Source organism: Micromonospora sp. 15K316 (genome assembly GCF_004348525.1).
Lineage (GTDB): Bacteria > Actinomycetota > Actinomycetes > Mycobacteriales > Micromonosporaceae > Micromonospora.
Window position 1 is genome coordinate 1 of record NZ_SMKG01000220.1, and the last position, 10,233, is coordinate 10,233.

The window sequence follows — 10,233 nt, forward strand, 5'->3', positions numbered from 1 at the left end:
GGGATTCAACGACCCGGGGCCGGTGATGATTCCCGGCTGGGCCGGTCTCTCGGGGGCCGGCGAGCGGGGTCGCGCGGCTCGACCCTGTTCAACGACCCGGGCCCGGCGATGATTCCGCCGCCGGGGTGGCCCCGACCACGGGACGCCCGGTGCCGAACCGGGTATTTCGGGTAGGAACCGCGCAGGACCGAACCGGACGTCCGGTGCCGAACCGCCACCGCCGTTGCGCGGCGGGTCGCGACTTCCAGGCATGTTGGGGTGACCGCCGAAGCGGACAGCCCGTTATCCCGGTGCCCGAATCGACCACCACCTCGACCATGGCGTGGACGGCCCGCCAGCCACCGGTTCCCTCCGCGTCGACCGTCGATGGGGGGCCCGGCCGGTCGCCGGACCGGGGCGCCGGTCGAATGCCAGGCGGCCGGTCAGGCGGGATCGGGCGCGGTGTCCGGTCTGGGCTGGCTGGGGATCGCCGCGGTCTCTGTCACCGGTGCGCTGTCCGTCGCCCGATCGGCTTCCGGCGCCGGGTCGGTGCTCGTTCCGGGAGCCGACGCCGGGTCACTGGACACAGCTGCGCCGGATGCGGCGGTGGCGTCGGCGGCGGCCACGGGCCAGGGCAGCTCCGGCGACGGGTGGTACGCGATACCCGCCGCCGTCCAGCGCGGGCCGTGCCCGGCGAGCCGCTCCCGGAACCTGGCCCAGCCGTGCGTCGACCGCGGTGACCAGGCCAGCTCCGCGAGGGCGGGGAGCCGCGGGAAGAGCATGAACTCGATCTCCGGCAGCGTGGTCACCGACTCGGTCCAGAGCGGCGCCTCCACGCCGAGCACGGCGTCGGCCGGTACGCCGGCGAGGTGGCTGCCGGGATCCCAGTCGTACGCCCGGCGCACGTCGATCAGACCGGCCCAGTCCTGTCCGAGCGGGGTGTCCGGTGCGTACTTCATGTCGAGATAGGCGTGGTTGCCGGGGGAGAGGATGAGTCGGGCGCCCCGGCGTACCGCCTCGGCGGTCGCGGGGTCGTCGCCGTCGGTGCCCCACCACTGCAGGACCCGCCCGTCGGAGTGTGCGGCCGGGGCGATCTGGTGCCAGCCGACGACGGTCTTGCCGGTGCCGGCGACGATGCGCTGCACCCGCTCCACGAAGTCGGTGTACGCCGTCCCCTTGACCTTGAACGCCTCGTCGCCGCCGATGTGCAGGAGCGGGCCGGGGCTGTTCGCCGCGACCTCCCCGAGCACGTCGGTCACAAACTGGTAGGTCCGTTCGCTCGCCGGGTCGACGTAGCTGAAGCCGACCTCGGTGCCGGTGTACGGCTGCGGCGCCACCCGGTCGGGGGCCAGTTCCCCGTAGGCGACGAGCGCGGAGTTGGTGTGCCCGGGCAGGTCGATCTCGGGTACGACGGTGATGTGCCGGGTCGCCGCGTAGGCGACGATGCGGCGGTAGTCGGCGGTGCTGTAGTGCCCGCCGGGGCCGTCGCCGACCTCGGTGGCGGCCCCGACGGTGGTGAGCCGGGGCCAGCCGGGCACCGCGATCCGCCAGCCCTGGTCGTCGGTGAGGTGCAGGTGCAGCTGGTTGAGCTTGTAGCGGGCCAGGTGGTCGATGACCCGGAGCACGTCGGGGACCGGGAAGAAGTGGCGGGCCACGTCGAGCATCGCGCCCCGGTAGGCGTACCGGGGCCGGTCGACGATCGACCCGCCGGGCAGCACCCAGCGTCCGGCGGTCGGCGTCCGGCTCTCGACGGCCGGCGGTAGCAGCTGGCGCAGGGTCTGTACGCCGTAGAAGAGGCCCGCCGGCTGCGCCGCGGAGATCCGTACGCGGGCGCGGGTGACGTCGAGCCGGTAGCCCTCGGGGCCGAGGGTCTCGTCGCCGGTGAGCGTGAGGACGATGCCGCCGCCCGGCTCCCGGTCCGCCGTGTCGGTCACCGGCAGCGGATATCCGGTGGCCGGTCGTAGCAGCTCGGCGAGGTGTTCGGCGACGGCCAGCGCGGCGCTGTCGGCGTTGACCCGGATCACCGTGTCGGCGGCGAGCAGGTGGTCGTCGGCGGGTTCCGGGCGCACCTGTTCCGGCGCGGGTACGACGTCGGCCAGTCGTACGGGGGCGGCGGGGGTGAGCAGTTCGTCGGCGACCCGGGCGGCGCTGCGGGCGAGGTCGCCGGTGGCCGGCGTACCCAGTGACAGCTGCTCGCGGTCGGCGGCGGAGGGGAGGGTCGACACGGTGGCGGCTCCGGGGGTGTATTTGCGTTGGTTGTGGCAAATATGACGTTCACCGAAATCTGTGCCGTCAAGGGTACGGCGGGCGGCGGACTTGCGTGATCTTGCGCGTGGAACCGTTCCCAAAAACCGGTACGAACGCGGATAGTGGTGATGGCTGTGCCTATTGTCACCGAACGGTCCCAGCCCACGCTCTGTTCGCTTAGCCTTCGCCCACCGATTGCTGACGACACCGGGATTAACGGTGATCGCGCCCGGGGTATGTCCGAACTGAACCTTCGTTAAGTGTCGATGGCGCGCGGGAGGCTCTGGTGGCAGCGCAAGAGACGGTGGACCACAAGTACGTCTACGACTTCGCCGAGGGCAACAAGGACCTCAAGGACCTGCTCGGCGGCAAGGGTGCCAATCTGGCCGAGATGACCAACCTCGGCCTGCCGGTGCCGCCCGGCTTCACCATCACCACCGAGGCCTGCAAGGAGTACCTCGCCACCGGTGAGGAGCCGGCCGGGCTCGCCGACCAGATCGAGGCGCACCTGGAGGCGCTGGAGCGGGAGATGGGCCGGCGGCTCGGCGATCCGGACGATCCGCTGCTGGTCTCCGTCCGCTCGGGCGCGAAGTTCTCCATGCCCGGGATGATGGAGACCGTCCTCAACGTCGGCCTCAACGACCGCAGCGTCATCGGGCTCAGCGCGCAGGCCGGGCGGAACGACCGCTTCGCCTGGGACTCGTACCGCCGCCTGATCCAGATGTTCGGCAAGACCGTCTGCGACGTGCCCGGCGAGGAGTTCGAGCACGCGCTCGACGAGGCCAAGCGCGCCAAGGGCACCACGAACGACCTGGACCTGGACGCCGACGACCTGCGCGGGCTGGTCGACGCGTACAAGAAGATCTTCGCCAAGCACACCGGGCGCGAGTTCCCGCAGGAGCCGCGGGAACAGCTCGACCTGGCCATCCGGGCGGTCTTCGAGTCGTGGAACGCCGAGCGGGCCGTGGTCTACCGCCGGCAGGAGCGCATCCCAGCCGACCTGGGCACCGCCGTCAACGTGGTGGCGATGGTCTTCGGCAACCTCGGGCCGGACTCCGGCACCGGCGTCGCCTTCACCCGTGATCCGGCCAGCGGCGCCCAGGGCATCTACGGCGACTACCTCGCCAACGCGCAGGGCGAGGACGTCGTCGCCGGCATCCGCAACACCGTCCCGCTCCAGGAGCTGGAGCGGATCGACAAGACCTCCTACGACGAGCTGCTCAGCTACATGGCCCGGTTGGAGGAGCACTACCGGGACCTCTGCGACATCGAGTTCACCATCGAGCGCGGCAAGCTGTGGATGCTCCAGACGCGGGTCGGCAAGCGCACCGCGGCCGCCGCCTTCGTGATCGCCGGCCAGCTCGTCGACGAGGGCCTGATCGACCTGGACGAGGCGCTGCACCGGGTCAACGGCGCCCAGCTGGCCCAGCTGATGTTCCCGCGGTTCCGGCTCGACCACGAGTTCGAGCCGGTGGCGAAGGGCGTCGGGGCCTCGCCGGGAGCAGCGTCGGGGAAGGCCGTCTTCAGCTCGGACCGGGCCGTCGAGCTGGCCGCCCAGGGTGAGTCGGTGATCCTGGTCCGCCGCGAGACCAACCCCGACGACCTGAACGGCATGATCGCCGCCAAGGGCATCCTCACCTCGCGGGGCGGCAAGACCAGCCACGCGGCGGTGGTCGCCCGGGGGATGGGCAAGACCTGTGTCTCCGGCGCGGACGCGCTGGACGTCAACGTCCCGCAGCGGCGGTTCACCGTCGGGGAGCAGACCGTCGAGGAGGGGGACGTGATCTCGGTCGACGGCACGACCGGGAAGGTCTACCTCGGTGAGGTGCCCGTCATGCCCTCCGAGGTGGTGCGCTACTTCGAGGGCAGTCTCGACCCGGAGCGCAGCGAGGACGCCCTGGTCCGGGCCGTACACCGGATCATGACCCACGCCGACCAGCGGCGGCGGCTGCTCGTGCGGACGAACGCCGACACCGCCGAGGACGCGGCGCGGGCCCGCCGGTTCGGCGCGCAGGGCATCGGTCTGTGCCGCACCGAGCACATGTTCCTCGGCGACCGGCGGGAGCTGGTCGAACGGCTGATCCTCGCCCGCACCGACGACGAGCGCGAGCAGGCGCTGGCCGCGCTGCTGCCGTTGCAGCGGGCCGACTTCGTGGAGATCTTCCGGGCGATGGACGGGCTGCCGGTCACCGTCCGCCTGATCGACCCGCCGCTGCACGAGTTCCTGCCTCCGCTGGAGCAGCTCGCGGTCAACGTGGCGGTCGCCCAGGAGCGCGGTGAGGACGTGGCCAAGGAGGAGGCCCTGCTCGCCGCCGTGCGGCGGATGCACGAGGAGAACCCGATGCTCGGCCTGCGCGGCGTACGCCTCGGGCTGGTCATCCCGGGCCTGTTCGCCATGCAGGTCCGGGCGATCGTCGAGGCCGCCGTCACTGTCGTCCGCGACGGCGGGTCGGCCTGCCCGGAGATCATGGTGCCGCTGGTCGGCGCGGTGCAGGAGCTGGAGACGGTACGTGCCGAGGCCGAGAAGATCATCGCCGAGGTGGTCGGGGAGAGCGGCGTCGAGGTGCTGATCGGCACGATGATCGAGGTGCCCCGGGCGGCGCTGACCGCCGGGCAGATCGCCGAGGCCGCCGAGTTCTTCTCCTTCGGCACCAACGACCTCACCCAGATGGGCTGGGGCTTCTCCCGCGACGACGTCGAGGCGGCGTTCTTCTGGCGCTACCTGGAGCTGGGCATCTTCGGCATCTCGCCGTTCGAGTCGATCGACGCGGAAGGCGTGGGCCGGTTGGTCCGGATCGCCGCCGAGGAGGGTCGGGCCGCCCGGCCCGGGCTCAAGCTCGGGGTCTGCGGCGAGCACGGCGGCGACCCCGACTCGGTGCACTTCTTCCACTCCGTCGGGCTGGACTACGTCTCCTGCTCGCCCTTCCGGGTGCCGGTGGCACGGCTGGAGGCGGGCCGGGCCGTCCTGGAGGCGGCCGGCTCGGACAGCCGGTGAGCGGGCCGGCGGCGGGACGGGCGCCGCCCCGCCGCCGGCGGTGCCCGCCGCGTGCCCGGCGCCACGGGATCCGCTTCGCCGCTACGGATTCACCCGGCCCCGGCCCGGGAACTGTCACCCCGCGAGCGGGATCGCCGACGCGCCGTACGGCGGTCGCGGGCGTAACCTGGGCTCGCTCGTACTCCGTCGATGCGGAAGGGTGGCTGCATGACCAGCGTCTGGGAGAGCCTGACCGTCGACGCCCACGATCCGCCCCGGCTGGCCCGGTGGTGGGCCGAGGCCCTCGGTTACCAGGTCGTCACCGAGAAGCCCGACGAGGTGGAGATCCGACAGTCGCCGGAGCGGCTGCCCGGCATCGTCTTCGTGCCGGCCACCGAGGGTAAGGAGACCAAGAACCGCCTCCACCTCGATCTGCGTCCGGTCGACCGGGAGGCCGAGGTCGAACGGCTTGTCGACATGGGCGCCCGGCACGTGGACGTCGGGCAGGCCGACGTGGAGTGGACCGTGCTCGCCGACCCGGAGGGCAACGAGTTCTGCGTGCTCCGGCAACGTGACTAGGGCGGCTGTCGAAGTCCCGGCCGCGGGCTTCGGCGCGGGCGCTCGGGCGACCGGTTGAACGGGAGACCGTCCGGGACGCCTGACGCGCAGGGAGCGCCGGACGCGCAGCGGCGGGTCGCGGAGACGCCCAAGGACACCGGGCACGGCCGGTCCCCGTACGAGCGGGACCGCGCCCGGGTGCTGCACTCGGCGGCGTTCCGGCGGCTGGCCGCGAAGACCCAGGTACACACCGCGGGCACCGACGACTTCCTGCGTACGCGCCTGACCCACTCGCTCGAGGTGGCGCAGATCGCCCGGGAGATGGGTGCCCGGCTGGGCTGCGACCCGGACGTCGTGGACGTGGCCGGGCTCGCCCACGATCTCGGGCACCCGCCGTTCGGGCACAACGGCGAGGCCGCGCTGGACCTGCTCGCCGGCGACTGCGGCGGTTTCGAGGGCAACGCACAGACGCTGCGGGTGCTGATCCGGCTGGAGGCGAAGGTGTTCGCCCCCGACGGCTCCTCCGCCGGCCTGAACCTCACCCGTGCCTCGCTCGACGCGGTCGGCAAGTACCCCTGGCCGCGCCGCCCCGGCCGGCGCAAGTTCGGGGTGTACGCCGACGACGCCGAGGTGTTCGGTTGGATCCGCGCGGGCGCGCCGCCGGGGGAGCGGCGCTGCCTGGAGGCGCAGGTGATGGACTGGGCGGACGACGTGGCGTACTCGGTGCACGACGTCGAGGACGGCATCCACGGCGGGTACGTCTCGTTGCGGCCGCTGCTCGACGACGCCGACGAGCGGGCGGCGCTCTGCGCCGACGTGGCGGAGATCTACTCCGGCGAGTCGCCGGGCGACCTCGGCACGGTGCTGGTCGAACTCCTCGCCGACCCGGTGCTCGCCCCGCTCGCCGGCTACGACGGCAGCCACCGCGCCCAGGCCGCGCTCAAGGCCACCACCAGCGTGCTGACCGGCCGCTTCGTCACCGCCGCGGTCGCCGCCACGGAGCGGCGGTTCGGCACCGGCCCGCACCGCCGGTACGCGGCCGACCTGGTGGTGCCGCGGGAGGTGCGGGCCCGCTGCGCGCTGCTCAAGGGGATCGCGTTGCGGTACGTGATGCGCCGCCCCGGCGCGCACGCCCGGTACGAATGGCAGCGGCAGGTGCTCGCGGAACTGGTCGCCGCCCTGCTCGCCCGGGCGCCGGAGGGGCTGGACCCGGTCTTCGCCCCGCTGTGGCGGGCGGCCCCGGACGACGTCGCCCGGCTGCGCGTGGTGATCGACCAGGTCGCCTCGCTCACCGACCCGGCGGCCGTGGCCTGGCACGAACGCCTGGTCGCGGATGGGGGACCCGGCCGAGCCAGCGTGGCTGGTTAGGATAGCCTAACCACATGACGGAGCGCCGAACGAAGGTCACGAGGGCCCGGGTAGCGCGTGTCGAGCGGCCCACTCCGCGCCTGATCCGGCTGGTTCTCGGTGGTGCGGAGCTCGCCGGGTTGCCGGTGGGTGAGTTCACCGATCACTACATCAAGGTGATCTTCCCGCAGCCGCACGTGGCCCACCCGTCGCCGTACGACGTGGAAGCCGTCCGTCGTGACCTGCCGCGCTCGCACTGGCCCCGGATGCGGGCGTACACGGTGCGGGCCTGGGACGCGGCGGCCGGGGAGCTCACCGTCGACGTGGTGCACCACGGGGACGAGGGGCTGGCCGGGCCGTGGGCGGCGGCCCTGCGCCCCGGCGACCCGGTGCACTTCGTCGGCCCCGGCGGCGCGTACGCCCCGAGCCCGGAGGCGGACTGGCACCTGCTGGTCGGTGACGAGAGCGCGCTGCCGGCGATCGCCGCCTCGCTGGAGCGGCTGCCGTCCGGCGCGCCCGCGAAGGTCTTCCTCGAGGTCGACGGCCCGGCCGACGAGCTGCCCCTGATCAGCCCGGGCGACGTCGAGATCTACTGGCTGCACCGGGACGCCCGGCCGGTCGGCGAGGCGCTGGTCGCGGCGGTACGGACGCTCGACTTCCCGCGCGGCGCGGTGCACGCGTTCGTGCACGGTGAGGCGACGTTCGTGAAGGAGCTGCGCCGGCTGCTGCGCGTCGAGCGGGGCGTGCCCCGGGAGATGCTCTCCATCTCCGGCTACTGGCGTCGGGGCATGGACGACGAGGGCTGGCGGGCCTGGAAGCCCGAGTGGCGGCGGCAGGCCGAGGCCGAGGAGGCGCTGGCGGCCGCCTGAGCCGACGGTACGCACGATGGGGTGGGACTGCGGTCCCACCCCATCGGCATTTGTGGCGGCGGTCCGGCGGAGCCCGCAGGCGGCAGTGCGTGTACCCCCGGATGTAGTAGGACTGCTACATTCTGGCGTAGTGATTCGTCAGTTAGGGAGGATCATGACCGCCGTCGAACTCCCCGAGAGCGCTGCCGGCCCGCACCCGCCCGACGAGGACCTCGTCCTCGACGTCCGCGACCTGCGCATGCGCTACGGCACCGTCGACGTCCTGCACGGTGTCGACCTCACCGCCCGCCGCGGTGAGGTCCTCGCGCTGCTCGGCCCGAACGGCGCCGGCAAGACCACCACCATCGAGATCCTCGAAGGCTTCCGCATGCGCTCCGCCGGCGACGTCCGCGTCCTCGGCGTCGACCCGGGCCGGGGCGACGAGCGGTGGCGCGCCCGAATGGGTGTGGTGCTCCAGTCCTGGCGCGACCACGGCAGGTGGCGCGTCCAGGAGCTGCTGGCCCACCTGGGTGACTTCTACGCGCCGTACTCCACCGATCGGGTCCGTCGGCCGTGGCCGGTGACGGAGCTGCTGGACGCGGTCGGCCTGACCCAGCACGCCCGCAAGCGGGTGAGTCGGCTCTCCGGAGGGCAACGCCGCCGGCTCGACGTGGCCGTCGGCATCGTCGGTCGCCCCGAGCTGCTCTTCCTGGACGAGCCGACGGTCGGCTTCGACCCGGCCGCCCGGCGTGAGTTCCACGAGTTGGTGCACCGGCTGGCGGACCTGGACGACACCACCATCCTGCTCACCACGCACGACCTGGACGAGGCGGAGAAGCTCGCCGACCGGATCCTCATCCTGGCCGGCGGCCGCATCATCGCCGAGGGCACGCCGGACGAGCTCTCCCGGCGGATCTCCGGCAACGCGGAGATCCGCTGGACCCGGGACGGTGAGCGTTTCGTCCACTCCGCGACCGACGCCACCGCCTTCCTCCGCGGGTTGTTCCGGCAGTACGGCGACGAGGTGCAGGAGCTGGAGGTCCGCCGGCCCAGCCTGGAGGACGCCTACATGGCACTGGTCTACGAGCAGGAATCCGGGGCCCGTGAGGGTGGGGCGGCCCGGGTGTGGCAGCAGGGGAGCCAGGGATGAACCCGACCACAGTGGCCGTCCGGGCCGGATTCCGGCGCGGGATGATCGAGCTGCGCAACAGCTTCACCAACAGCCAGGACGTGTGGGGCTACGTCTTCCCGACGCTGGTCCTCCTGGTCACCATCTTCTTCATGCGGGGCGCCACGGTGCCCGGCACCGACTTCTCGCTCGGCGCCCGGACGCTGCCCAGCGTCCTCGGCATGGGGCTGGCCTTCGGCGGCCTGATCACGCTCGCCCAGCAGCTCGTCGTCGAGCGTGAGGACGGCACCCTGCTTCGTGCCAAGGCGACCCCGAACGGGATGCTCGGCTACCTCGTCGGCAAGCTCACCCTGATGTCGACGGTCGCCCTGGTGAGCATGCTGATCCAGCTCGTGCCGTCGCTGTTCCTCGTGGACGGACTCCGGCTGACCAGCGCCGGCGCCTGGCTCACCCTGCTCTGGGTGGCGGTGCTCGGCCTGGTGGCCACCCTGCCCATCGGCGCGGTCATCGGGTCGCTGATCGAGAACCCGCGCAACCTCGGGCTGGTCATGCTGCCGATGATGGGTCTCATCGCGCTCTCCGGCATCTTCTACCCGATCAACGGCTACCCGGGATGGCTCCAGGCCGTCGCACAGGTCTTCCCGATCTACTGGCTAGGGTTGGGGATGCGCTCGGCGCTGCTGCCGGACGCGCTGGCCGCGGTCGAGATCGACGGGTCGTGGCGGCACCTGGAGACGCTCGGGGTGCTCGGTGCGTGGGCCGTGCTCGGGCTCGTGCTGGCCCCCGTGGTGCTGCGCCGGATGGCCCGCCGCGAGTCCGGCTCGCGGGTGGCCGCGCGTCGGGAGCGGGCCATGCAACAGGTCATCTGAGAGGGCGTCGATGAGCGAGACCGTGCACAACCGCATCGCGGTGCTGCGGGCCGAGCGGGGCATCTCCCGGCGGCAGCTCGCCGACGCGCTGGGTGTGCACTACCAGACCGTCGGCTACCTGGAGCGGGGCGAGTTCCGGCCGAGCCTGCACCTGGCGCTGCGGATCGCGGCGTACTTCGAGGTGCCGGTCGAGGTGATCTTCTCGATCGAGCCGTTCCCCCGGATCGGGGACGCCGCCACAGGGGCGGGACGTCCGGCCTGACGTCCCCCGGCCCGCTCGCC

At 72.6% G+C, this 10,233-nt stretch carries 8 protein-coding genes; 7 read left to right on the plus strand and 1 reads right to left on the minus strand.

The genetic code is table 11. The annotated features are described in order from the left end of the window. Window positions 1-422 precede the first annotated feature (422 nt). The gene (locus E1211_RS26925; protein ID WP_132352182.1) at window positions 423-2,246 is read right to left on the minus strand and encodes a beta-N-acetylhexosaminidase; all 1,824 of its coding nucleotides are present in this window, start codon (window positions 2,244-2,246) and stop codon (window positions 423-425) included. A gap of 266 nt (window positions 2,247-2,512) precedes the next feature. Between E1211_RS26925 and ppdK the strand changes: the two genes are divergently transcribed. The 7 genes from ppdK to E1211_RS26960 all read left to right on the plus strand — a co-directional run bounded on the left by ppdK (window position 2,513) and on the right by E1211_RS26960 (window position 10,213). After that, the gene (gene ppdK, locus E1211_RS26930; RefSeq protein WP_132352168.1) at window positions 2,513-5,221 is read left to right on the plus strand and encodes a pyruvate, phosphate dikinase; all 2,709 of its coding nucleotides are present in this window, start codon (window positions 2,513-2,515) and stop codon (window positions 5,219-5,221) included. Window positions 5,222-5,428: 207 nt separating this feature from the next. Continuing rightward, window positions 5,429-5,779: a VOC family protein gene (locus E1211_RS26935; protein ID WP_132352170.1), complete on the plus strand. Its 351-nt coding sequence runs from the start codon at window positions 5,429-5,431 to the stop codon at window positions 5,777-5,779. 54 nt (window positions 5,780-5,833) lie between these two features. Further along, complete coding sequence (locus E1211_RS26940; protein WP_132352172.1) at window positions 5,834-7,126, plus strand: deoxyguanosinetriphosphate triphosphohydrolase; 1,293 nt, start codon at window positions 5,834-5,836, stop codon at window positions 7,124-7,126. A 14-nt stretch (window positions 7,127-7,140) separates the two neighbouring features. Further along, window positions 7,141-7,974, plus strand: coding sequence for a siderophore-interacting protein (locus E1211_RS26945; RefSeq protein ID WP_132352174.1), 834 nt, complete (start codon window positions 7,141-7,143; stop codon window positions 7,972-7,974). 154 nt (window positions 7,975-8,128) lie between these two features. Continuing rightward, window positions 8,129-9,103, plus strand: coding sequence for an ABC transporter ATP-binding protein (locus E1211_RS26950; RefSeq protein WP_132352176.1), 975 nt, complete (start codon window positions 8,129-8,131; stop codon window positions 9,101-9,103). Then, window positions 9,100-9,951: an ABC transporter permease gene (locus E1211_RS26955; RefSeq protein ID WP_132352178.1), complete on the plus strand. Its 852-nt coding sequence runs from the start codon at window positions 9,100-9,102 to the stop codon at window positions 9,949-9,951. The genes E1211_RS26950 and E1211_RS26955 overlap by 4 nt, the downstream gene beginning before the upstream one ends. A 10-nt stretch (window positions 9,952-9,961) precedes the next feature. Next, window positions 9,962-10,213 carry a helix-turn-helix transcriptional regulator gene (locus E1211_RS26960; protein ID WP_132352180.1) on the plus strand — a complete coding sequence of 84 codons (252 nt, stop codon included), beginning with the start codon at window positions 9,962-9,964 and terminating at the stop codon, window positions 10,211-10,213. The last annotated feature ends 20 nt before the right edge of the window (window positions 10,214-10,233 follow it).